At 36.8% G+C, this 24,294-nt stretch carries 30 protein-coding genes; 12 read left to right on the forward strand and 18 right to left on the reverse strand.

Features of this window, described 5'->3' with window-relative positions; all coding sequences use genetic code 11:
* The 5 genes from PVA17_RS04395 to PVA17_RS04415 all read left to right on the forward strand — a co-directional run bounded on the left by PVA17_RS04395 (position 1) and on the right by PVA17_RS04415 (position 3,919).
* Positions 1–354 (forward strand): lmo0954 family membrane protein, encoded by a 354-nt coding sequence (locus PVA17_RS04395; protein ID WP_274067001.1) that lies wholly within the window; start codon positions 1–3, stop codon positions 352–354.
* Between the two features lie 15 nt (positions 355–369).
* The gene (locus PVA17_RS04400; RefSeq protein ID WP_132363189.1) at positions 370–1,008 is read left to right on the forward strand and encodes a PspA/IM30 family protein; all 639 of its coding nucleotides are present in this window, start codon (positions 370–372) and stop codon (positions 1,006–1,008) included.
* Between the two features lie 586 nt (positions 1,009–1,594).
* Positions 1,595–2,278, forward strand: a complete 684-nt coding sequence (liaF, locus tag PVA17_RS04405) for a cell wall-active antibiotics response protein LiaF (RefSeq protein ID WP_274067002.1) — start codon at positions 1,595–1,597, stop codon at positions 2,276–2,278.
* Positions 2,275–3,312 carry a sensor histidine kinase gene (locus PVA17_RS04410; RefSeq protein WP_274067003.1) on the forward strand — a complete coding sequence of 346 codons (1,038 nt, stop codon included), beginning with the start codon at positions 2,275–2,277 and terminating at the stop codon, positions 3,310–3,312. Before liaF ends, PVA17_RS04410 begins: the two co-directional genes overlap by 4 nt.
* Positions 3,287–3,919 (forward strand): response regulator, encoded by a 633-nt coding sequence (locus tag PVA17_RS04415; protein ID WP_274067004.1) that lies wholly within the window; start codon positions 3,287–3,289, stop codon positions 3,917–3,919. The genes PVA17_RS04410 and PVA17_RS04415 overlap by 26 nt, the downstream gene beginning before the upstream one ends.
* A gap of 455 nt (positions 3,920–4,374) precedes the next feature.
* On the opposite strand, the gene PVA17_RS04420 is transcribed toward PVA17_RS04415, so the two are convergent.
* The 3 genes from PVA17_RS04420 to PVA17_RS04435 form a co-directional block, all read right to left on the reverse strand.
* Positions 4,375–5,034, reverse strand: coding sequence for an HAD family hydrolase (locus tag PVA17_RS04420; protein WP_274067005.1), 660 nt, complete (start codon positions 5,032–5,034; stop codon positions 4,375–4,377).
* A gap of 20 nt (positions 5,035–5,054) precedes the next feature.
* A complete protein-coding gene (locus tag PVA17_RS04425) occupies positions 5,055–5,594 on the reverse strand; it encodes a serine hydrolase (RefSeq protein WP_337993595.1) in 540 nt (179 codons plus the stop codon).
* Positions 5,595–5,685: 91 nt separating this feature from the next.
* A complete protein-coding gene (locus PVA17_RS04435) occupies positions 5,686–6,036 on the reverse strand; it encodes a serine hydrolase (protein WP_274067007.1) in 351 nt (116 codons plus the stop codon).
* Positions 6,037–6,174: 138 nt separating this feature from the next.
* On the opposite strand from PVA17_RS04435, the gene PVA17_RS04440 reads away from it, so the two are divergent.
* Entirely contained in the window at positions 6,175–6,522 is a 348-nt protein-coding gene (locus PVA17_RS04440) for a hypothetical protein (RefSeq protein WP_132363203.1), read from the forward strand.
* Between the two features lie 29 nt (positions 6,523–6,551).
* On the opposite strand, the gene tkt is transcribed toward PVA17_RS04440, so the two are convergent.
* From tkt to PVA17_RS04455, 3 genes are all read right to left on the reverse strand, one after another.
* Positions 6,552–8,546, reverse strand: a complete 1,995-nt coding sequence (gene tkt / locus PVA17_RS04445) for a transketolase (RefSeq protein ID WP_132363205.1) — start codon at positions 8,544–8,546, stop codon at positions 6,552–6,554.
* Positions 8,547–8,862: 316 nt separating this feature from the next.
* Positions 8,863–9,096 carry a DUF896 domain-containing protein gene (locus tag PVA17_RS04450; protein WP_132363207.1) on the reverse strand — a complete coding sequence of 78 codons (234 nt, stop codon included), beginning with the start codon at positions 9,094–9,096 and terminating at the stop codon, positions 8,863–8,865.
* A 184-nt stretch (positions 9,097–9,280) separates the two neighbouring features.
* Positions 9,281–9,898 (reverse strand): CPBP family intramembrane glutamic endopeptidase, encoded by a 618-nt coding sequence (locus tag PVA17_RS04455; protein ID WP_132363209.1) that lies wholly within the window; start codon positions 9,896–9,898, stop codon positions 9,281–9,283.
* A 276-nt stretch (positions 9,899–10,174) separates the two neighbouring features.
* Here PVA17_RS04455 and PVA17_RS04460 point away from each other — a divergent pair, with 276 nt between their 5' ends.
* The 5 genes from PVA17_RS04460 to PVA17_RS04480 are packed head-to-tail and all read left to right on the forward strand — an operon-like array spanning position 10,175 to position 12,145.
* Positions 10,175–10,606: a LytTR family DNA-binding domain-containing protein gene (locus PVA17_RS04460; protein WP_274067008.1), complete on the forward strand. Its 432-nt coding sequence runs from the start codon at positions 10,175–10,177 to the stop codon at positions 10,604–10,606.
* 5 nt (positions 10,607–10,611) lie between these two features.
* Complete coding sequence (locus tag PVA17_RS04465) at positions 10,612–11,037, forward strand: DUF3021 domain-containing protein (protein WP_248718298.1); 426 nt, start codon at positions 10,612–10,614, stop codon at positions 11,035–11,037.
* Positions 11,038–11,071: 34 nt separating this feature from the next.
* On the forward strand, positions 11,072–11,584 hold the full coding sequence (locus tag PVA17_RS04470) for a GNAT family N-acetyltransferase (RefSeq protein ID WP_132363211.1): 513 nt from the start codon (positions 11,072–11,074) through the stop codon (positions 11,582–11,584).
* Between the two features lie 41 nt (positions 11,585–11,625).
* Positions 11,626–11,991: a DJ-1/PfpI family protein gene (locus tag PVA17_RS04475; protein ID WP_274067009.1), complete on the forward strand. Its 366-nt coding sequence runs from the start codon at positions 11,626–11,628 to the stop codon at positions 11,989–11,991.
* A complete protein-coding gene (locus PVA17_RS04480) occupies positions 11,984–12,145 on the forward strand; it encodes a type 1 glutamine amidotransferase family protein (protein WP_274067010.1) in 162 nt (53 codons plus the stop codon). The genes PVA17_RS04475 and PVA17_RS04480 overlap by 8 nt, the downstream gene beginning before the upstream one ends.
* Before the next feature lie 145 nt (positions 12,146–12,290).
* Here PVA17_RS04480 and PVA17_RS04485 read toward each other — a convergent pair whose 3' ends face one another.
* Both PVA17_RS04485 and yneA read right to left on the reverse strand, forming a co-directional pair.
* The gene (locus PVA17_RS04485) at positions 12,291–12,968 is read right to left on the reverse strand and encodes a YneB family resolvase-like protein (RefSeq protein ID WP_274067011.1); all 678 of its coding nucleotides are present in this window, start codon (positions 12,966–12,968) and stop codon (positions 12,291–12,293) included.
* Positions 12,965–13,276 carry a cell division suppressor protein YneA gene (gene yneA, locus PVA17_RS04490; protein WP_142507342.1) on the reverse strand — a complete coding sequence of 104 codons (312 nt, stop codon included), beginning with the start codon at positions 13,274–13,276 and terminating at the stop codon, positions 12,965–12,967. The genes PVA17_RS04485 and yneA overlap by 4 nt, the downstream gene beginning before the upstream one ends.
* 162 nt (positions 13,277–13,438) lie before the next feature.
* On the opposite strand from yneA, the gene lexA reads away from it, so the two are divergent.
* Complete coding sequence (gene lexA, locus PVA17_RS04495; RefSeq protein ID WP_132363219.1) at positions 13,439–14,056, forward strand: transcriptional repressor LexA; 618 nt, start codon at positions 13,439–13,441, stop codon at positions 14,054–14,056.
* A gap of 176 nt (positions 14,057–14,232) precedes the next feature.
* On the opposite strand, the gene PVA17_RS04500 is transcribed toward lexA, so the two are convergent.
* From PVA17_RS04500 to PVA17_RS04545, 10 genes are all read right to left on the reverse strand, one after another.
* Complete coding sequence (locus tag PVA17_RS04500) at positions 14,233–14,955, reverse strand: gamma-glutamyl-gamma-aminobutyrate hydrolase family protein (protein WP_274067012.1); 723 nt, start codon at positions 14,953–14,955, stop codon at positions 14,233–14,235.
* Positions 14,956–15,018: 63 nt separating this feature from the next.
* On the reverse strand, positions 15,019–15,771 hold the full coding sequence (locus PVA17_RS04505; protein WP_274067013.1) for a prepilin peptidase: 753 nt from the start codon (positions 15,769–15,771) through the stop codon (positions 15,019–15,021).
* Between the two features lie 58 nt (positions 15,772–15,829).
* Entirely contained in the window at positions 15,830–16,555 is a 726-nt protein-coding gene (locus PVA17_RS04510; protein WP_274067014.1) for a potassium transporter, read from the reverse strand.
* A complete protein-coding gene (locus tag PVA17_RS04515; protein ID WP_132363227.1) occupies positions 16,552–17,145 on the reverse strand; it encodes a PilN domain-containing protein in 594 nt (197 codons plus the stop codon). Before PVA17_RS04515 ends, PVA17_RS04510 begins: the two co-directional genes overlap by 4 nt.
* On the reverse strand, positions 17,146–18,117 hold the full coding sequence (pilM, locus tag PVA17_RS04520; RefSeq protein ID WP_132363229.1) for a type IV pilus biogenesis protein PilM: 972 nt from the start codon (positions 18,115–18,117) through the stop codon (positions 17,146–17,148).
* Positions 18,118–18,217: 100 nt separating this feature from the next.
* Entirely contained in the window at positions 18,218–18,661 is a 444-nt protein-coding gene (locus PVA17_RS04525) for a prepilin-type N-terminal cleavage/methylation domain-containing protein (RefSeq protein WP_274067015.1), read from the reverse strand.
* Positions 18,662–18,766: 105 nt separating this feature from the next.
* The gene (locus PVA17_RS04530) at positions 18,767–19,972 is read right to left on the reverse strand and encodes a type II secretion system F family protein (protein WP_274067016.1); all 1,206 of its coding nucleotides are present in this window, start codon (positions 19,970–19,972) and stop codon (positions 18,767–18,769) included.
* Positions 19,969–21,018 carry a type IV pilus twitching motility protein PilT gene (locus PVA17_RS04535; protein ID WP_274067017.1) on the reverse strand — a complete coding sequence of 350 codons (1,050 nt, stop codon included), beginning with the start codon at positions 21,016–21,018 and terminating at the stop codon, positions 19,969–19,971. Before PVA17_RS04535 ends, PVA17_RS04530 begins: the two co-directional genes overlap by 4 nt.
* A gap of 13 nt (positions 21,019–21,031) precedes the next feature.
* Positions 21,032–22,702 (reverse strand): GspE/PulE family protein, encoded by a 1,671-nt coding sequence (locus PVA17_RS04540; protein WP_274067018.1) that lies wholly within the window; start codon positions 22,700–22,702, stop codon positions 21,032–21,034.
* Positions 22,703–22,720: 18 nt separating this feature from the next.
* Positions 22,721–24,094 (reverse strand): VanW family protein, encoded by a 1,374-nt coding sequence (locus PVA17_RS04545; protein ID WP_274067019.1) that lies wholly within the window; start codon positions 24,092–24,094, stop codon positions 22,721–22,723.
* Positions 24,095–24,294 lie beyond the last annotated feature (200 nt).

Consider the following 24,294-nt stretch of genomic DNA (forward strand, 5'->3'; position numbering starts at 1 on the left):
ATGAGAAAATTTTTTCTACTAATAGGAGGCTTTATCGCAGGATGTGTTGCACTCGCTTTAACAGGACCACTTGCAGGTCTACTAATTTCTGGATTGTTTGTAGCACTCGGTATGCACTTTTACACTTCAAGTAAATCGACATTCGGTAAAATCTTATGGTTTACAGTAGGTTTGATTGGTGTGTTATCAGCAATATCGAATATCCCAGCAATGGTTGGTTTAGCAGCAATCGCTGTCATCTATGTTATCTATAAAAAATGGAATGGCGAAGATGTAAAAATCCCAACAATTGAAGCTAATGAAGAAGATCCATTTAAAAACTTTGAAAAAGAATGGTCTAACTTAACAAAATAAAAGGAGCGAATTTACATGAACTTATTTCAACGTTTTAAATATACAATAGAGGCTGATTTACATCAGTTATTTGATAAGAAGGAACAAAAAAATCCAATTGCGATGTTGAACCAATACATTCGTGAAGCAGAAAAACAAACAGAGCAAACTGGAAAATTATTAGAGCGTCAAGGTCAGTTAAAAGAAAAACTAGAGCAGGAATATAAACAAAATGCTGAATTACTAGCTAAACGTGAGGCACAATTAAAATTAGCTACTACTAGCGGGGAGCAAGATTTAATCGATTTTGCTTCTGATGAAGTTGCTGCATACACAGCACGTAACAATACATTACAAGCTAGTATTGAAGCAAGTACACGTGAATACTTCGAACTTGAACGCAAATTTGAAACGATGAAACACAAAATTAAAGATATGAAAGTGCGTCAATTACAGCTAATGGGGAAAGAAAACGTCACACGCGCTCACCATCAAATGGACGGTATGATCGCTAAAAACAATAAAACCAACTTTGAAGATTTAGAATCGTATATCGATAAGCTTGCTTACCAAATCGACAAAGATCATGAAGTAACATCTTTCGAGTCTCGTCTTGCGCAGCTAGAAAAAAATGTCGCAGAAGAGAACGCACCACTGCTAATTGAAAATAAATAACAATAACTGCTATTTTAAAAAAATAACATGTTATAATAAAAGAAATAAGGGATGCCTCATTTATTGAAGCATCCCATTTCTTTGAAGGTGACCAAAAAAGATAGAAATAAAGTCATTTAGTCCTATGATTAAAATATGCCTTTAAAAGGTCCTTATTTAGCAAAAGATGAGGATCCATTTAGTGATTTTATCAATCATATAGAGACATGAATTATTTTGATGCTACGATCAAGAAAGTGAGTCTCTTCGAATTGATAAAAGGAGCTTTTACTTCCCCTGATTACTCTTTACAGGATCTGTATAAAGCATTTATTTCAGGGCCACAATTTAGCTTAATTAAAAGCGAAGAGCTAAAATAAGAAATCATCCATACTATTTGAAAGTACCCGTTTATTTTATACAGGGTAAATATGATGAACAATCGAACTATGAGATGCACCAAATGGTAAGAAGTTCTATTACTTTAGAGCACTCTGCTCCAAATACACTGGATTTGATGCTTCAAATCATTAACAACACTTTTAAAAATATTTTTTAAGAGAAGTTCGTCTTCTCTCATCAATTTGTAGAAAGAAGGTTGACCCTCTTGCAAAATTTCACAACTAATAAGCTCACATTTGGGGTACTATGCTTCTTTTTACTCGTTTTTGTGGAGCTCACAATATTTAATAACGGTGGCGCCTTCTGTCTATTGATTGGGGTAGGACTTCTTTATTTAAGCTTCTCGAAAAAAAATCGTTTCTTTAAATGGACAGGAATTTTCTTTATCTCCATCGCACTCTTTACGATGTGGAGTTTACGCTTATTTATCGTCATCATTCTTTTATATATGCTCTATCAATACTTGCAAAGAGAAAATGAAGCCAAAGTTTTTGGTTTGGAGCTTTTTGAGAAGCTCCCTGCTACGAAAAATGAATTATTCGGTATATTGCCAGCACCAGTGGAAGCCTTTAAATGGCAAGATGTTCAATTACAGCGGCTTGCAGGCGACATTACGATTGACACAACACAAACAATTTTACCTACCGGCACAAGTATTATTACGATCCGACAAGGCATTGGTAAGGTACAAATTTATATCCCCTACGAAATTCCATTCCGCTTACACTATACGACATTGTTTGGTGAAATAAAATGCCTACATGTTGGGCCACAACGCCTACTGAATGAAAGTGTAAGTTTTTCAGATGGAAACCCTGAGGATGCAAAACGTACACTTGTCATACACGTTGCAACTTGGCTTGGGGACTTGGAGGTGCTACGTAAATGATTGCCTTTATCTCAAGAATTTTGACTTTACTTTTTATGTTGATGAGTGCTACATTCGGTCTCCTTGTCGCTGTTTGGGGCGAGCCAAACGAGAAAACATGGGAGCCATTATGGCAGCAGAATTATAATAATATTCCACTCGGTGGTTTTATTGTCGTCACTCTTTTCGCCATTAGTTTACTGATTGCCAGTTGGATCAGTATGACTGCCCGTGCAAGAGAGGCTCAGGCAACCCGCATCGTGAAACAATTAGTTGAACCCGACTTTGTATTACCTAAAAAACAGCCTTTACCAAAACCTTTGAAAAAGGCTTTAGTTCAAACAAGTGAGCTAATTGATACTCAACGAAAAAGCTTACAGCGTTTATCCAATGAACGTGCAGAAGCTAACGATAAAATTATTCAAGAGCGCATTATCGCTGAACGTCAACGCCTTGCTCGAGAGCTTCATGATTCTGTATCACAGCAATTATTCGCCGCTTCGATGTTACTGTCCGCATTAACCGAAACCGACGAAAATGCTACGAGCTTAAAGCAGGTCGAAAAAATTGTACAACAGGCACAGCTTGAAATGCGCGCATTATTATTACATTTACGCCCTGTAGCTCTGCATAATAAAACGCTAGCACAAGGTCTTGAGGAGCTCATTATTGAGCTGCAGCAGAAGGTATTTTTTCATATTGAATATGAGCTTGAGGAAATGTCGTTATCCAAAGCGGAGGAGGATCATTTATTCCGTATTGCACAGGAGGCGTTATCCAATACGCTTCGCCATGCCAAAGCGAGCGAAGTTGAATTACTGCTAGTTGCCCGCGATGATTTAGCCATTTTACGTATTCAGGACAATGGCCTCGGCTTTGATGTCGAAGCTGATAAATCTACTTCTTATGGACTGCAAAACATTGCCGAGCGTGCGGTAGAGATTGGCTGTACGTACAAAATTGTATCCGTACCTGGAGAAGGTACAATTGTAGAGGTTAAAATTCCACTACAAAAGGAGGTTGAAGTGAATGATTCAAGTGTTAATAGTGGATGACCACGAGATGGTGCGTATCGGTGTTTCTGCCTATTTGTCAGCTCAACCAGATATCACTGTTGTAGGTGAAGCTGAAAATGGTAAAGAGGCAGTGGAACGTGCTCTCGAGCTGCGTCCAGACATTATTTTAATGGACAATGTAATGCCAATCATGACAGGAGCTGAAGCGACAGCTGAAATTTTAACAGCATGGCCAGAGGCAAAAATTATGATGGTAACAAGTTTTTTAGATGATGATAAAGTCTACGCTGCATTAGAAGCCGGTGCAGTTAGCTATATTTTAAAAACGTCCAACGCGAAGCAAATTGCCGATGCCATTCGTAAAACAATGGGCGGCGAAACTGTTCTAGAGCCAGAAGTAACATCAAAAATGATGCATCGCATGCGCCACGGCAATAGTACCCCACTGTATGAGCAACTTACCGAGCGTGAAATGGAAGTATTATTGCTAATGGCTCAAGGTAAGGCCAATCAGGAAATTGCTGATGACTTATACATTGCATTAAAAACCGTAAAAACACATGTCAGCAATATTTTAGCAAAACTCGATGTCCAAGATCGAACACAAGCAGTTGTCTACGCTTTTCAAAACGGGCTTGCGAAGTAGTTTTTCTTAGGCGTTTGGTTTATTAGCGATTGTTTGTGCTGGGGCAATCAGCGATCTTCTCTCTTTTATCAGCGATGACAGAGCTGAAGCAGTGGGATTTTGTGTGTTAGCGGCGTTCCTTGCTTGGTTAGCGGCGGAATTTCGTGTTTTAGCGGCGTTCTTCCTTTGGTTAGCGGCGCAACTCACACTTTTAGCGACGAATTCCAACATAAGCTGGACAATTTGACAAAACTAAAGTCAGAGTTGAAAACTTTGTATAATATTTTTACACAATATTAAGGACTTGACTGATTTTTGCTTTTTTATCAGCGATTCTACCTGAGCTATCAGCGATCTTCGCTCTTTTATCAGCGATTCTACCCAGCTTATCAGCGATCTTCGCTCTTTTATCAGCGATTACAGTTGTTTTCCAAAAAATACGAAACTGCATTGATAGAAATACAGTTTCGTATTTTTTAACTCAAGCTATTAAAAAATTGTTGTAGCTCGTTTACGCTGTTCACTATGTATGTTGCTTGTGCTTCCGTCAATTCCTCAAGTGAGCCATAGCCATAAGTAACGCCGATCGAATCGATTTGATTTTCATGTGCCCCAACAATATCGTATTTACGATCTCCAATCATAATTAATTGATCGATATTCACTTCATTAAAATGTTCGCGTACATATGCAATAACTTCTCCTTTAGCTGACCGTGTGCCATCTAAATTGCTGCCTGCGACAAGGTCAAAAAAATGTTCAAGGTTAAAGTATTGTATAATTTGTTCTGCAAATACAGTTGGCTTAGAAGTGGCTATTGCCAACTGATAACCATCCTTCTGTAAATATTCTAATAAAGATGCTATGTTTTGATACAATTTATTCTCATACATGCCAGTTTGGATGAAACGTTCACGGTAATAAGCAATCGCTTGCTCAACTTCAACATCATCTAATCCATATATTTCTCGAAATGATACTTGCAGCGGCGGCCCAATAAACGTTTCAAGCTGATCAAGGTCAGCTTCTACTATACCCATTTTTCCTAAAGCATATTGAACACATTTTGTTATCCCTATTTTAGGATCAGAAATTGTACCGTCTAAATCAAATAACACTACGCTATACTTTTTCATTACTAGCCCTCCTTTTATTGTTAAAGAATGGATTGATACACGGTTGAACCAAAATCATGAATATCTTTAATGTAGTCAAACCCTGCAGGTGAGCCAAAGCTGTTAAATCCACGAACTGCCACAATATTTTCTTTAGGAATTACCAATAGAGCAACACTTGTGAAACCAAGTATTTGAAAGCTTCCTTGTGGTAATATTGGGCTTAACTCTGTAACCCCTTCTCTCTGTTGTGGCTGAACAAACCAGAAAAAGCCATTAGTTGGCAAGTTCTTTGGTTTAGCATTCGGGGATTGAATTGCCGTTAATAACTGTATGATTTCTTCAGGTATAATTTGTTTTCCATATAAACTTCCTTTATCAAGATGCACTTGTCCCCACTTAGCTAGCTCTCTTAATGTGCTATACATATTCATTTTACTACCATCACATACGTCGCTTTCATACCAAAAGGGGTTGTCATTATGTATTACTTCTATATGCTGTTCGTTTCTTTCACTAAACCAATTTGTTTCAGTAAAAGATAATGGCTGAAATACTTGCTCCTCTACAATTTCTGCAATAGTTTTCCAGTAGCTTTAAAAATGACTTTTGCAAGTAGTTCTACATTAATATCTCGGTATGCCCAGTTATAACCTGCTTTGAATTCCTTCATTACTTTTTCATTTTGGCGACGTAAACCGTGAGTATGGGTGAGTAGATGTTTGATACATCAACAAAAGCTATTTCATTGTCTAAATAATCACTTAGTTTATCATCTATTGAAGCAATATAGTTATGATAAATCGCATATGCTACAGCAAATCCTACATATGTTTTACGAACAGAAGCAAGATGAAAAAGAGTATGTGGTCCTACCCTTTTGGCGTCTTGTTGTTGTCCTTGCACACCAATATATTCTTCTAATAGTGTTTGACCATGCTTATTAATAATAACTCCGCCACCTGTACAATCTAATTGTGAGAAAGTTTTCTTTACTTGTGTGAATATAGCTTGTGAATTCATTTAAACACCTCTCAACAGTTCTAGTTCGATGCCTACACTTATCATTGTATACCAATTGGAAATTAATACTAGATGAGTTTCTTTATTTACGAAACCTTTTATTACCAAAAAACGTTATTATTTTTAAGGAGGGATTGTGTGGATACTCAATTTACTTATAAGCATTTTGTAAATGAAAATACGTTTTCACTTCTTGATCCGATTTTTGAAGCTACCCTACTTTTTGCTGTTTTGCTACTCATTATTGTCATTGTAAAAAAAGTATCTATTTGGTTTTGTTTACTTTTTGCAAGCCTCTCAGCAATTGTCACAGGTCAGCTTCTTTGGTTTAGTGGCATTATAGCTGATGAGCTAAACATTGAAGGAAGTTCCAAAGGCTTTTACTGTTTTGTTATTATGCTACTAATTCATTGTGCGGCTATTTGGATTTCTTTAGTGAAATCTTCTAAACACGAAAAAATACCGCAGTACTCAGAGGAGATTTAACCTCCTGAGTATTGCGGTATTTTATTTAATTATAGCGCTTTAACCTTCGCTACAACATTTTCTACCGTGAATCCGTATTTTTCCATCACTATTTCACCCGGTGCAGAAGCGCCGAACTTGTCAATTGCAAGAACGTCCCCTTCAAAACCAGTGTATTTATGCCAGCCGAATGATGAGCCCATTTCGATTGCAAGACGTTTTGTTACAGCTTTTGGAAGAATAGATTCTTTGTAAGCTGCGTCTTGTTTTTCGAAGCGATCCATAGATGGCATTGAAACAACTGCCACATCTACACCATCAGCTTTTAATGCTTTTTGTGCTTCGATTGCTAGTGAAACCTCTGAGCCTGTTGCAATTAAAATGGCATCTGCCACTTCTTTTGTAGCAGGAGACACTGTATAAGCACCTTTAGTAACACCTTCACGTACTGTATCAATAGATGCGTCAAGAACAGGTAAATTTTGACGAGACAATACTAAAACAGTTGGTGTTTTTTCAGATGCTACTGCTAGCTCCCATGCAACGGCTGATTCATTTGCATCAGCTGGACGGACAACAGATAAATTCGGCATTGCACGTAAAGATGCAAGGTGTTCGATTGGTTCATGCGTTGGACCATCTTCCCCTACAGCAATTGAGTCATGTGTAAATACATAAGTAACAGGAAGACCCATTAATGCAGAAAGTCGTACAGCTGGACGAACATAATCAGAGAATACGAAGAATGTACCACCAAATACGTTAAGACCACCGTGAAGTGCCATACCGTTCATAGCAGCACCCATCGCAAACTCACGTACACCGAACCAAATATTACGGCCAGCATAATCGTCTGCAGAGAAATCGCCAGCGTCTTTCATCGTCGTTTTATTTGAGCCAGCAAGGTCAGCTGAACCACCGAAGAATGATGGCGTTTTCTTTGCAATTGCATTGATTGCATCTCCAGAAGAAGAACGAGTAGCTACTGATTTACCTACTTCATAAACTGGTAATTCTGAAGCAAAATCCTCTGGTAATTGACCATTCATTGCCTTTTCAAATTGCGCTGCTAATTCTGGGAACTCTTGCTTATATGCTTCAAACTTAGCATTCCAAGCTTCCTCAGGCTGTGCCCCTTGAACATTAGCTGCTGCTGCAAATGTATCATATACTTCAGCAGGAATTTGGAATGGCTCGTGTGCCCATTCATAAGATGCTTTCGTTAAAACAACTTCATCTTGACCAAGTGGTGCACCGTGAGAAGCAGCTTTACCAGATTTGTTTGGTGAACCAAAACCGATAACAGTTTTCACTTCAATAAGTGTTGGCTTGCCAGTTGATTTTTTAGCTTCTTCGATTGCTGCGTTAATTGCTTCAACATCTGTACCATCTGCAACTTTTAAATAGTTCCAGCCATAAGATTCGAAACGTTTTTGAACATTTTCTGAGAATGATTTTTCTAAATCACCATCTAAAGAAATATCGTTTGAATCGTATAAAACGATTAACTTTTCAAGTTTTAAGTGACCTGCTAAAGAGATAGCTTCAGCCGCTACACCTTCCATTAAATCGCCATCGCCACAAAGTGCAAATGTATAGTGATCAACGATGTCATGTCCTGGTTTATTGTAAGTAGCTGCTAAATGGCGTTCAGCCATTGCCATACCAACTGTCATAGCAATACCTTGACCTAGAGGACCTGTTGTTGCCTCTACCCCAACAGTATGACCATATTCAGGATGTCCTGGAGTTAATGAATCCCATTGACGGAAGTTTTGAATTTCTTCCATTGGTAAGCCGTAGCCACCTAGATGAAGTAGACTATATAAAAGCATAGAGCCATGACCTGCTGAAAGTACAAAACGGTCACGGTTAAACCATTTTGGGTTAGCCGGATTATGGTGAAGTTGTTTTGTCCAAAGCGTATAAGCCATTGGCGCAGCCCCCATCGGTAAACCTGGGTGACCTGAGTTTGCTTTTTCAATTGCATCAATTGACAAAGTTCGGATAGCATTAATCGCTAGTTGATCCGCATGTTGAGTCATTATTTTGTGACATCCTTTCTCGTCCTATATATTGTTCTTATACAGTTTAGTCAACATTGCTTCAGAAAACAATGGTTTTGTTATACTATTAAAGATTTATAACATACTTTATCTTTATTCAGCGAAAAATCCCCCACACAATAGTGCCAACAGAATAAAGATAATACCTCCGGCGGGATGTCACGGATAAGGATTTAGCCTAAAACCTTCACATCCTATGAAAAAGGCTAACTGACCTGCATCGCGCAAGCCTAGGCTCCTTTTCAAAATCCGGACACAATTAACGCTGAGGCGTTATTGACTTAAATGTGTCATATTAATTGAGAAATTTATTCTTTTTCGCTTGTTTAACTTTTTCTGGTGTTACATCATTTCCTTCAGCATCTACTACTTTTACGTTTTCAATTGTATCTCGCATCGTTGATCTAAATGTATCTAGATATTCTTTACGAAGCGCTGATCGTTCCTTAGCTTCTGCCTCTGTTAATGTACCACTTTTAGCCTTAGCAGAAAGTTCATTGATTCGGTTAATTTTTTCTTTTGATAACATAATTACACACCTTTCAATACATATCTTAATGAATATGGTATGTAAAGTATAGCATGTATCCCCCTGAAATGCAGTTATACCAACCTTTCAAGTATCACTTTATTCTTGAATTTAGTATAAAGGAATTTCTAGCAACTTCACTCAGCTTGCAGGTTAAGGACAATTAGCAAATATAATTTGTTCTTTATTTACTAGCCCATTTTCCAGAAACAGCAGATAACATTAGCCATGGTTCAATAAACATATTAATTAAAATATGAGCTACTATTGGTGCAAAGGTACTTCGTCCAGCTACAATATAAAGCGTTGCGAGAAGACTCCCTAATATTGTGGTACTTATAATAGCAGGTAATGCAAATTTCCAATCCCCTTTTAAAAGTACCCACAAACCGTGAGCAATTCCAAAGAGTATCCCTGAAATTAATATTTGTGCTACGTCTGAAAATGCAATTGTTAATAGGTATTCCATAAGTATATGTCTGAAAACAACTTCTTCTACTATTCCTGTCACAACGGCAGCCCATATTCCAATTACTTTAAGCCAAGAAATAGTAAATAAATGAGCTCTTACAAAAGGTATTGCACTGAGTGTGTATGTAACGTATCCCGTTATGATAAATAGTGTAAAAGTCCAAATAAATATATTCGAAAATACATCCGTCCTAAATCCAATTCCATTTTCAATAAAACCTTCAGGATTATTATAAAACCAAAAAATTATACTAGCTGTTAGCATAGTTGCAATACTTACTAATATCCAACCAGTTTTAGTTCTTTCACTTGAAGTAGTTATTTCATTCATATTAGCCCTAACCTCCTAATAATGAATTCTCAAATAGTCAATTACTCGAAAAATTCATATCCCTATATTGTTTAGATCTCTATTTCATTTGCAGTATATTAAAAGCTTTTAATTTGCCTGAACTCAATATAACGAACGAAATGTACCCCAACAATACGTTCGGAGTAACATGTTGTTATGATTGTGTAAGATGCCTTTTTCGAATAATAACCTGCATTTTCCAAAACGCTGAATATGCTATAATTTTCTTGAGAGGTGATAAAGCTGAAAATAGAGGTGAAAATAGATTCAGAGTATAAAGAGCCACATGTAACAATTTGTACAGCAAAACTTACTCCTACGATACAAGCTGCTATTTCTTTATTACAAAAAGAGAAAGAAGAACAAATTTTAACAGGGCTAGCAAATAATAAAACATATATCATTGATCCAAATTCAATTATTGTTATTCGAACTGAAGGAAGAGAATTAGCTTTATATAATGAAGATAATAATCGTCTCATATTGAATAAACCTTTATATGAATTAGAGAAGCGACTAGGGAATAATTTTATACGGATTTCTAAATCTGCAATTATAAATCTAACAAAAGTTAAAAATATCGAAGCTTCATTTAACGGAACAATGGAAATTGAGCTAGTTTTAGGAATTAAAGAAGTAATTACTCGTAATTATCGAAAGCAATTTAAAAAGCGTTTGGGGGTTTAAGTTAGGTGCATTTTTTTAAAAATGTAGCGTTTGGTGTAAGTATGGGCTGTACAGTTTTTGTTTTTATTAATCTTTTCGGTTCATGGATTTTTGGAGATATTTTTTTCGAAGCTATTACGGCTGGCTTTATACAACAATCCCTTGGTTCAATTATTGTAGGACTCGCTTGTGTATTACCATCGTACATTTATCAAGTAGAACGTTTAACATTTTTACTACAAACAGCTATCCATTTTGCAATTTCTTTAGGTACTTTTATTGTTGTTGCGCTATTTTTAAATTGGCTTCCCACATCATCTATAGGAATAACTTTGTTAATGCTATTCTTTAGTGTTTTGCTATTTACTCTAATTTGGGTGTTATTTTATTTATATAACAAATCAGAAGTAAAAAAAATGAATAAAAAGATTGATGAGCTGATAAATAAATAGAAAATAAAACTAATGTGAAATGAGGAAAAATGAAATGTTTATCAAAACAAACAGACTTTTAATAAGAGAATTTGAGATTCAAGATTGGCAAGCTGTCTATGAATATACTTCGAATCCAAATGTAATGAAGTATATTCCTGAGGGAGTTTTTAATGAGGAAGAAGCTAAAAAGTTCGTATTAGAAAATAGCGGTGAACAGGCAAAATACTTCCCTGTTATTTTAAAAAGCGACAATATTGTCATTGGTCATATTGTTTTTCATCAATATTTTGGTGACCATACATATGAAATTGGCTGGGTATTGAATCCGAACTATTACAATAATGGCTACGCCTCTGAAGCAGCAAAAGCTGTGCTGAATTACGGATTTAAAGAAATGCAACTTCATAGAATTATTGCTACATGCCAACCAGAAAATATCCCATCCTATCGAGTGATGGAGAAAATCGGCATGAGACGCGAAGGTTATTTTAAAAAATGCATACCAAATGGAGATGAGTGGTGGGATGAATATTACTATGCGGTCTTAAAAGAAGAGTGGGCATAAGATGCTTTTAGGGATTATCGATTTCTAGAGGAGAAATTTAGATGAAAAAGACCGCAGTATTATTGTATCCCCAATTTAGTGAATATGAATTGAGTGTAGCATTATCTATATTAATGCAAGGAAATAAACCCGTCATAACTGTTGGATTAAACAGCGAAAAAATTAAAGGGGAATCTGGGTTATCCTGTATGGCAGATACACAAATAAGTGATATTAATCTTGACGAAATCGATAGCTTGATATTACCAGGGTGTATGGATATAGCTTTATTAATACACGAGCAAAAATTAATAGATTTTATTAGTCATGTAAATGCCAAAGGAGCTATCATTGCAAGTATTTCTAGCACGCCATCTCTTTTAGAACAAAAAATATACTGTAGGATTATCTCCAGAAGGTATGGATAAGCTGGGCTTCTTTGATCTTAGTCATCTCTCTGAAGACTTAGTTGTACAAGACGGCAACATCATAACTGCAAGAGGCAAAGGTTTTATACAATTTGGCATTACTGTGGGTAAAGCCCTGCAGCTCTCTTTTGATGAAAATTGGTACAGGGCATAACAAAAAAATCGCTAAAGAGAGGTAGAAATCACTACTTCTCTTATTTTTTTACTATTCATTCTATTTATTGATCGGGTCTAGCCGTCACTTTGGAACTTAACCTTTAAAAATTAAAAAATCAGCGGGACGATAAAAACCCCACTGATTAATACGTTACTTTATTTTGCCCGCTTCCCTCTTGATGTTCCCGATATCTCCTATGGACTGTAGCTTTGCTTACTTCAAAGCCTAAACCTCTAAGCGTCATGGCGATTTCCTCAAAGGTGAAGCCTCGATTACGTAGGTTGACAATTTCGTCTATAGGAACATCCTTACGTTCTTGACCATTTGGATTTCCACGGTTAGATAAATTGTTTTCAGGGCGATAGCCATTTTCAACGGCACGACGCATGCCACGCCGTATTTTAGCATTATGGATTCTACGCTGGTACTCCTCTACGATTGCTAAAATTTCTAAGAGCATCGTATCCATTTCATTTAATTGTATAGGTCCCTCGTCTCGCATAGAAAAAACATTAGTTTCAGTTTTCTGCAATAAATGTAATACTGCCATTCGAGCATTTCCACGTCCTAAGCGTGTTTCATCCTGTACAAATAATGCTTCTATTTCTTTTTCTTTAATGAAATCAAGCATTTCTAGTAAACCTTCACGTTCCACATCATAACCACTATGCTTGTCCTTAAAAACATGCTTAACTTCGTAGCCCTGTTCTTTAGCATAGCGCATCAACTCCTCCTGCTGACGCTCTAACGAGGAACTTTGTGTCTCTTTTTCTGTACTCACACGGCAATAGACAATGGCCGATTGTTGATTCATTTTCATTTGTCGTTTCTCGCAATTTCAATTGAATTTATAGGGGATGGGTCACCCACTACTGGAATCACTAGGGATTTACCTGCAATAATTTGTGCGTTCGATAATTCATTTTCTGTTTTCACAAGCTTAATCCATTCATCCGTTTTCATTTTACCACGGTATTGATCGGCTAACGACCATAAGCTATCACCATGTGCGATTTCAATTTCTGTGTACGTTACATCGCCTGGGTCTGTTATAAAAAGGTATGCCGCAAAAAGCAAACAAGCTCCTAATAAAGTTGTAATATGTGGATTTTTCTTTAACCAGTTCATGTTTAAAACCCCTTTTCCAGAATGTTTGTTCGGAATATATGTTCTCATATTAATACGAACAAACGTTTTTGTCAAACACTTTTCGAACCTATGTTTGCTTAAGTGTTCGCATTCTGTTATACTACTAATTAGTAAAATGATTAAAAAAAGAGGTGAGCAATTATGAAAAAAGTTTCGAAAAGACAAGAGGCCATATTAGAGTTCATTAAAGAAGAAGTACGAGCAAAGGGGTATCCACCATCTGTACGTGAGATTGGGGAGGCAGTTGGACTTGCTTCAAGCTCAACAGTTCATGGGCATTTAGCTCGTTTAGAACAAAAAGGCTTGATTCGACGCGATCCAACTAAACCACGTGCTATTGAAATTTTAGAGCCAGAGGATTCTATCCAAAAGCAACATGTTATTCATGTCCCATTAGTTGGGAAGGTTACTGCAGGTTCTCCAATAACTGCTGTTGAAAATATCGATGAATATTTCCCACTCCCAGATATTTATGGTACAAGTGAAGATCAATTATTTATGCTTGAAATTATGGGTGAATCAATGATTGAAGCTGGCATTTTAGACGGAGATTTAGTTATTGTTAAACAAAAAGCAACAGCTGATAATGGTGATATTGTCGTAGCAATGACTGAAGAGAATGAAGCAACTGTAAAGCGTTTCTTTAAGGAAAAAAGTCATTTTCGTTTACAGCCTGAAAACTCAACAATGGAGCCAATTATCGTAGATCAAGTTTCTATTTTAGGGCATGTTGTAGGTCTATATCGTCGTGTACATTAAAAGTATCTCAATATTAAAGTATAAAAGGAGGTTATTATGTTCACAAATGGGCATATACCTCTTTTTCTTATCTTTTAAGTGTTATTTTAATCACCTAAAAAAGAACCCACTTGAAAATGGATTCCTTATACCTAGCAATGTATTCATGTTCATCACCAAGGATATCTTAGTAAAGTTTATGCCTCTACCTTAAATTTCAAACTTGCCTTTACAAATGCAGCAAATAGTTTCTTTGATACTTCATCTCCTGCAATAGCTAACTCTTCAGGATGCCATTGAACTGCTAAACAAAATGGTAAATCATCATGCACTACCGCTTCAACGATACCATCACTTGATTTTGCTACCACTTTCAACTTTTCTGCTACTACATTTATTGCCTGATGATGAAATGAATTCACAGCAATTTTTTCTTCCTCAATAATCGCTTCTAATAATGTATCAGGTGATAGGTTAACATAATGTGTTGTAACACCCCTTGCTGCTTGTTGCACATGCTTTATTAATTTTTTACTATGATACTCACTTTCAATATCCTGATAGACTGTGCCTCCAAATGCAACATTTAGTATTTGAAGCCCTCGACAAATTCCGAGAATCGGCATTTTCCGAATAGAGGCTGCATGAATTAAAGCAAGCTCCACTGCATCTCGTTCAGGATGAACCTTCCCTAATTTTGGTGTAGGTTCTGCGTCAAAGAGGAATGGATGTACATCATAGCCACCCGATAGTAATAATCCGTCCGTTAACGATAAAATTTGTGCTACATCCTCTTCAACGCCAATTGGAATTATTAGTGGAACTCCCCCTGCTTCCATTATACTTTTGCTATAAGCAGCATTTAATCTTGAGGACAAATCATCCTCCGCAAAAGCCGTTATTCCGATAATTGGTTTCATCCTATCCCCTCCATGATCTTTAGCTTGCATTCACTGCCTGTGAAAGAATCCGTCAATGATTACTTACCAAAACCCAAGATACCAATTCATCAACGCATCCCCATAGAAATAGATGATAATAGCTGCGAGAGCAATAGAAGGTCCGAATGGTATAGGCGTTTTCCTTCCCTGTCCACGTATCTTCAATACAATGATGCCAACAATCATGCCAATTACTGCCGCTACAAAAAGCGTCAAAATAGTATGTATTGTCCCGAGTACGAGACCAAGTAAAAAGAATAATTTAATATCGCCACCACCCATTCCACCTCTTGATAGAACAGCTATACAATATAATATGCCAAAACCTACGACAGCACCAACTATACTATCCCACCAAGGAGACAATGGAGAGATCACGCGTCCAAAAACTAGCAATGGTAAAAAGAATAATAGCACCTTATCGGGAATAAGCATATACGCAAAATCCGATACAACAATAATGACTACTAATGAAATTAATAATAGCGCCACAAAAAATTCTGCACTAAAGCCTAATTGCCAATAAGCAAAAGCAAATAATAGGCCTGTAATAAGTTCCATCAGTGGATAAATCCAAGAAATTTTTTGCCCACAGCTACGGCATTTTCCACCTAAAAATAAATAAGACAAAACAGGCACCAAATCAAGCGCCGTCAACTGTCTCTTACAAGAAGTGCAATGCGAGGGTGGGCGCACAATGGACTCCTTCATAGGCACACGTAAGCCAACTACATTAAAAAATGAGCCAAGAACGAGCCCAAATAGTAAAACTGTAATGGTATAAGCGATTTCCATTTTTATGTCCTCCTATACTAATAGACGCCCATACACTTAAGTATGCGCGCCATCTAGATTATTGTTGTCCTTCATAATAGAACGTCGTTACTTGTATAGTTGCTTTTAAGGTTGTATCAGCGTCTTCCTTGAATTTCGCTTCTTCACCAGTTAATGTGAAATCGATCGCATCAATTTTCATCACACGATCAATTTTTTCAATTTCTTTTATAAACTCAACCATTGCTTTATTATCCAATGCGACAACTTCAATATCAAATGTTACGAGTTTTAATTCCTTCGGTAAGGAGTCTTTATTGAGAGTAGCAGTTGGTATTTTATCTTTCACTTCAGGTGTTTCATCATTCTTAGCAACAGCTTGTTCATCCGCTTCAGTTGCAGATTGCTGTGTATCAGCCTGTTCCTCAGAATTTGTCGAGTTAGGATCTGTAATAGCTGACTCCATTACGAGCGAATCATAATTATTAAAGTCCATAGCTTCTACCCGCGTGCCCGTCACCACTTCAATCTCTTCAATATTTCGAATTACTTCGTCAATCGCTCGAGTTTGAGGTACTTTTTTACGTAATGTTAAGTTACTTGTACGATTAGATTTACCGTTCTTTTCAATTAAAGCAATCTGCTCCTGAATTGTAGAAATTTCTTGTTGAACGGTGTTAATGGAGCTTTCTTTCGCATCCACTTCTTCTAATTTAGGTGTTACTATATAGTAATAAAGCGCAAATAAAATGGCTGCAATTAAAGCTGTTAAGATAAGAATCGTTGAATTTTTACTACTTGTCATGATTCTCTACCTCCAGCGAGAAATTTAAAATCAATTCCTAATGTAATAGTTGCCGAATAACGTGGTACTTCCTTAAACTTGCTCTTAGCACTTTTTTCCTCTTGGTTCCCAATAGCAACATCAAAATTAGAAATAGTATCAACCTGTATATCATTGAAATAGGGGCTTGCAGTTAGCTTTTCTAAATAAGATGATATAGCTGACATCGTTTCAAAATCAGCCGTAACTTCTACATTTTTTTCACCAAATACATAGTTCCTTAAATACGTTTGCTCTGGTAATAATACTTGCGTTTCATCCATTAAAGGTGTCACAGGATAGGATACTTTTTCCACAAATTGTACGGATTGCTCCAATGAGCCTTTATTCGCATTTTGCTTACTATCTAACTCTATTTGAAGTTGTTCGCGTTGCGATGAAAGCTCCACTTCCTGCGCATTTAATGTTGTAAGATCACTTTTTGCTTGGAAAAACAGGAAAATCATATATCCTACTATCATACCAATAAGAATAATAAATACTACATATATTAAAGTAGGCGTTGAATGCTTCTTTTCCAAATTCGGCAAGAGGTTAATGTCTGGTACCATTTAGTTAACCTCCTTTAATGCAAGTCCTAATAAGCTTGCAAATTGCTCTGAAAATTGAGGGAAGGATTTTTGAATGATTGAATCATTTAACATAATAATTGGTATTGAAAAATTATTTTCTAAAAACTCTTTAACGGTTGAAAGTAGTGGATTATCTCCTAAAATGATCATCTCATCTACACTTTTCTCACCTTTATGTAAGGAAAACTTAAAAAAATTCATAATACGATCGATTTCAAGCATTTGATCGGTAAGAATCATACGATATTCATCTTCAACTTCTGAATGATACGAAAAACGATACTCTTCAATTTCTTCAGGCTTCCATTTCGATAAATCTGTATCAAATGATTGGTATCGTAAAAACTCCAGTTGACCGAATGAAAAAATACTTATCGATAATTCATTGATTGACCAATCCGCTATTAAATAAGTTCGATCGTCCTTTATTAACTGCAAATACTCTAACAGACGAATATTACACAATGCTCGAATATCTGCTGCTTGTGGATCTAATGTAGCATCGAGTAAAAGTCCAATCATTTTCGTCACTTCTTCTGAAGGTGCTGCAAATAGCATGGCCTGTCCATCATTAGGATTTGGGTCATACACATCGATAAGAGGATCTTGAAACGGAAGATGAATGGACTGACCAAGCTCCATTTCCACATAACCTTTTAATTCATTCCACTCTATATCATCAGGATGCTCAAAGCTCTTTAACAAAACGGAAGTATCCGGTACAAAAATACGTGCATTTTGCTTTTTGCCAGCCCATTTTGCCACATCATTTTTCATGACATCAAACAATTCCATTTCATCCTGAATAACAGATCCTTCAATAATTCCTTGTGCTAATGGCATTTCATAGCCTTTCCATTGCGACGGATCAGCACCTTTTGCCACAATCGCACGCAATATATAATCCTTTATTTCAATCGACACATGCGATTTTTTCTTCTTTGTAAACATGTGAAAAGATGCCTCCTTTAATTAAATTAATCGTTCTTTTCTGAGTCTGATACCATTTTGACAGCATCAGACTCAGTTAGAGGATTAATTATTTTATTTATTATTTATCAATTTTCACTTTGTCGTTCCCTTCTTTAGAATCCGGTTCTATATCTTTTATATTTGCACCACTAAATTCTATAGTGACATTTCCTCTCTTTACTTTACCACTGAATTCTAGAGCGGACGATGCGTTATCCCCTTTTCCTCCTGGTTTAGCAACAGACCATCCTTTTTCTGCACCACCCGCAGTATCATAATAATCTTTCATCTTTTCACCAAAAACCTCAGTTCCACCATCTGTATAATACAAATGCGCCGAATTAATTAAGTTGACTGCATCAGCTTTTGCGCCTTTAATTCTACTATTATCAATAATGTTGCCAATTGCAGGAATAGCGATTACCGCTATAATGGCTAGGATAACAACTACAGCTAGTACCTCGATTAGCGTTAAACCTTTTTGATTTTTTAATAGTTTTTTGTTTAAGAGTTTTTTGAACATCGGTGTTCCTCCTTATAAATTGTTATGATTAGTCCGAAAATATGTACACCTACTACAACAACTGCTGCTGTCTTTTCTATACCACCCCCTTTAAAGTTCGTCCGCTTACATATTTTCGTATAATGCGAACATTGGTAGGAAAATTGCCGCGACAATCACACCTACAACCGCTGCTAAAATTAATATCATCAATGGTTCTACGAGCGATTTTAATGTATCGACGGAGCGATCTACCTCATCCTCATAGAAATCGGCTATCTTCTCGAGCATATAATCAAGAGAACCTGTTTTTTCTCCGATAGATGTCATTTGAGTTACTAAAGGAGGGAACAGCCAACTTTTTTCTAATGGCTCTGATAAGGTACCGCCTTTTTCTAGATTATCTCTTGCCTCCAGTACAACCTGTCCTACTACTGGATTCCCTACAACCTTTTCGACAATTGTCAGTGCCTGTAGAATTGGCACCGAACTACTGAACAATGAAGATAAAGTTCTAGTCATACGGGCAATTACATTTTTTTGCATTAAAATACCAAATACAGGAATTCTCAATAATGCATAATTCACATGATAATGAAATTGCTTATTATTTTTATAGAAAAATCTAAATAGCAGAATCGATAATAAGAAAATGCCAATCGCAAAATACCAGTATGCTATTAACCAATCCGAAATACTGACAACAACGACAGTTAAGATCGGCATTTCTATGTCCATTTCTTCAAAAGTAGCCATAAACGTTGGCACGATAAATACCATTAAAAATAAACCTACAGCGATTGTCAGTACCGATAAAATAGCCGGATATGCCAATGCCGATTGTACTTTCTTCTTAATTTTAAATTGTTTTTCCAGTGTCCCTGCTAAACGCTCTAAAGTCTCATCGATATTCCCTGTTGCCTCACCTGAGCGCATCATATTCACAAACATGACAGGAAAAACCTTTGGGTGTTTGGCCGCTGCGTCTGAAAACGCTGTCCCCCCGCGTATATCCTCTTCCACTTGTTCTAATGCTTTTTTCAAGGCTTTACTTTTCGTTTGACCACTTAAAATATGTGTTGCCTCCACAATTGAAACGCCAGCACGGATTAGTGTTGCATATTGACGACAGTAAATGACGAAATCCTGGTGCTTCACTTTACCGCCAATGTTTAAGTCTTTGTGCAAAATGCTTTTAGACTCTTCCAGCTCACGAGCATTAATACCTTGTGCTCGTAATTTTTCTAGTGCTACTTTTTTGTTAGTCGCGTCAATAATTCCTTTTTTGTGTGCACCTGTTTTTGTGCGTCCACTATATCGAAAAACGGTCAATTATAATCCCCCGCATTCATATATGGCCTTGCTTCTTCCAAAGAAATTTTCCCCATTGCTATTAGCTGCTGCATAGAAGATTCCAAAGTATGCATGCCTAAAGCTTTACTCGTCTGCATAACAGTAGGAATTTGGTGAACTTTTTCATTTCGAATTAAATTTGAAATAGATGGTGCTTGTACTAATATTTCAGTTGCAGCAATACGTCCCTTAGCGTCCTTACGTACAAATAAACGCTGTGAAACAATGCCCACTAAAACATTGGCTAGTTGTACACGAATTTGTCCTTGCTGATGTGGTGGAAAAACATCTATAATTCGATCAATCGTAGTCGGAGCACTACTTGTATGTAATGTCGCCATCACTAAATGGCCCGTTTCTGCCGCTGTAATAGCTGTTGAAATCGTTTCGTAGTCTCGCATCTCGCCTACTAAAATAATGTCAGGGTCCTGACGAAGCGCAGCACGCAAACCATTGGCAAAGCTCTGCGTATCGACGCCTACTTCACGTTGATTAATAATGGATTTTTTGTGTGTATGTAAATATTCAATCGGGTCTTCAAGCGTGATAATATGCTTTGACTTTGTTTCATTAATATGATCAATCATTGCCGCAAGTGTTGTAGATTTTCCCGAACCGGTTGGCCCAGTTACTAAAATAAGTCCCTGTGGTTTTTCTGCTAATTGATATAGTACCTGCGGCATATTTAACGATTCAATGGAAGGAATTTTCGCTTCAATTAAACGGGCTGCTATTGTCACATCATTGCGTTGATGATACGCATTTACACGAAAACGACATTTCCCGGGCAATGAATAGTTAAAATCAGTTTCCCCTTTATCATGAAATTCTTGTAATTTATGTTCTGGTAAAATAGCTTTCACCATTGTCTGTAATTCTTCAGAAGTTAGTAGTTCACTCCCATACTGTTCTAGCTGCCCATGGATACGATAAACCGGCGGAATCCCTTTTGTTAAATGGAGGTCAGACGCTTTTTCTTCAAATGCGCGTGTTAATAGCTCATCAATATTTCTAGATGTTGTCATGAACATTCACCTCCTAATCTACATTTGCTACACGCAATACTTCTGAGGTAGTTGTTTGTCCTTCTACTACTTTTAACAACCCATCTACTAGTAATGTGTAATAGCCTTCTTGTTTCATATAATCGCGGATCACACTATCGCTACTTCGACTTAAAATCATTTCTTTAATATTGCGGTCGATTGGTAAAATTTCATGAATAGCCATCCGTCCACGATACCCGGTTTGATTACACGAAGGGCAGCCTCTTCCGCGTCTACCATGTGTGAAACCTTCAATGCCGTTTTTACGCATTATTTCTAATTCATGGTTCGTAAAAGTATAGTCCTCTCCACAATCACGACAAATTCGTCGTACTAAACGTTGTGCCATAATTCCTACAAGTGAGGAGGATAATAAAAACGGCTCTACCCCCATATCTTGTAGTCGAGAAATCGATTCCACTGCACTATTTGTATGTAAAGTACTTAACACTAAATGCCCTGTTAACGAGGCACGTACTGCTATTTGCGCCGTTTCAAAATCCCTAACTTCTCCTATCATTACAATATCTGGGTCTTGGCGCAAAATTGAACGTAATCCAGTGGCAAAAGTTAAACCGACTTCTTCTTTCACTTGAATTTGGTTTATGCCATCGAGCTGATATTCAACCGGATCCTCAACTGTAATAATATTGACACCCTCTTCATTCAAGTTAGTTAAGGCAGCATATAATGTTGATGATTTCCCTGATCCCGTAGGACCGGTAATGAGCAGAATGCCATTCGGATTGGCAATCATGTTTCGGAAAAGGGCCTCGTTTTGCGCTGTAAAACCAAGCTTGTCAATAGAATTGGCAACACTGCTTAAGTCTAAAATCCGCATTACTACTTTTTCTCCATAAACTGTTGGCAATGTCGAAAGTCGAATATCTACTGGCCTAAAATTAACATTCGTTTTAATACGTCCATCTTGAGGAATTCGATTTTCGGTAATATTTAAATTCCCCATAATTTTAATACGTGCTAATACTATATTTTGCATATGTTTTGGTAACGAACGCTCTGTTCTTAAAACCCCATCCACTCGATAACGAACCCTTAACTCCGTCTCCTGTGGGTCAAAGTGGATATCGCTTGCTCGTTGGGCAACTCCGTTAGCAATAATTTGATTAACTAGCCGAACAATCGGAGAATCCTCTCGTTCAATTTCTTCCTGTGTTTCAGCAACTGTCGCGCCAATGTCGAGCAATGCGGCTTCCATAGACTCTTGTAAATCATAGTATTTCGTTAGTGTTCGATATAAATCATCCTTAGCTGCAATACTTGTTTCGATTTGGCAGCCCGTCGCCATACGTACTTCTTCAATTGCAAAATAATCCATCGGGTCAGCCATCGCGATAAACAGTTTATTTTTTTCGCGACGAATCGGAATAATATTTGTTCGTTTAGCGAGTTCGGCTGGAACAAGCTGCAGTAAATCCGGGCTAATTGAATATTGGTTCAAATGAATGTGTGGGATTCCTAGCTGAAACTCAAGTACTTCGATTAACTGTTGCTCAGTTAGAATATTTTCTTTTATAAGAAAATCGCCCAATTTCTCTTCTTTTGTTTTGTTTGTAAGAGCAAATTCTAATTGCACATTTGTAATAACACCAGATTCGACAAGTAAATCACCTAAGCGCTTTCGTCCAGTTTTTACGACCATTCGCGTTTGCTCCTCTCTTTACGGGCTGGTTTGTATAAAATTCCCACCTTTATCGTAGTAGCCGTATACAATTTCAGGGTCATTCGGGTCTGTTGAAGTGTTCGTATTTGCAGATGTATCTTTATTCGTTTTTGCAGTGTTATTACCGGATTTTTTATTTTCAGATTGTGTATCCGGTAATCCATCTCCATCTAAATCCATTTGTAAGTCAGGATCATTGGAATTTACCTTATCCGTTCCACTACTATTTTCAGAAGCAACAGGTTGTCTTGAAGATTTCACAATAATTTTATTAACTGGTGGATAATAGTCACGACTAACAAGTTCCTCTGCAGTGCTACCATTTTCTGAAATCGAGCGATACACTTCGACCCGTACGCCTTCTTGACCTTTTTGAATAACTTCTTCTCTACCTATTGGTAAATCTTTTGAATAACGAGTAATGACTCGAGGCTGAATAATCTTATCTTTACTAACACGAACTGAAATTTCTTTTTCTTTCTTTTGAGCTAGTAATTCCACTTTTAAAGAATCACCTTCTATTGTGAGTTTTAATTTATTCGGTTGATCCGTACGGTTTATAAATTGCAAATCTTTCTCTAACGCTTGATTTACCTTCGCATCCAAACCTTGTTGTAAATAATTTGGCTTCTGTCCTTGAGAATGTCTTTCTAAAATCTCATAGTCGGTTTGAAGAGCAACATGATACAGCATAGAGGCGACGAAATTAATCGCTTCACTATCTGATTCTTCATATTGTTCTTCTATCATCGTTAAAAGAGAAAACGGTTCATTCGGTAAAACAATAGCATCATTTAAAGTATTCGCTAATTTATCCACACCCATTGCATTTGCAGGGATTTCCTCAATTGATAAAGCTAAACGCTCCGCTTCTATTAAAGTAGTATCTGCAACTGTTGCAGCGACTTCGTGACTTTTTAAATTGGAAGCTTCGGTAATAATCGTATGTAATGTCTTTTCAACTTCCCATACACCAGTAGCCTCAAGCTGCTTCTTCACTTGCTCGTCAACTACCACATGTAAGGGTATATGTACTACTTGTCTTTGCTTCCAGAAAGCAAGCCAAGACTTGTCAGTTAAACTATGATATTCAGCTATCGTACGCTCTACATCAAATACAAACAATTTAGGGTCGAGTGAAATCGTAACATTAGCCCCTTCCACATCGATAGGAGCCTCTTGCCAATTATTTATGGCCTCTCGTAAAGCATTTTCAATAGCATCATCTTCTAAATCTTTAACTGATATGCCACCGATAGTAGATTCATCGCCTTTAGCTAATGCTCTATCCATCATTAAATTCGGTACCCAGACTGTTAATAAAATGATTAGAACAGCTACTATTGAGCCTAGCTTCAAATGTAATTTCATAGCCTTACCGCCTTTACAAATATATCCAAAAATAAAATGTCTAATTACTCATGTGTCTCCGTTACTTTTTATTCATATTTTTACCATACAACATACTAGATACTATTTAATGAGTCTTTTTAACTAAAAATAGTTAAAATTTTATGAACTGAAGATTATTTGTATGTAATTAAAATCATTAATAACACATTGTCAATAAG

It is taken from the genome of Lysinibacillus sp. CNPSo 3705 (assembly GCF_028674935.1).
Lineage (GTDB): Bacteria > Bacillota > Bacilli > Bacillales_A > Planococcaceae > Lysinibacillus.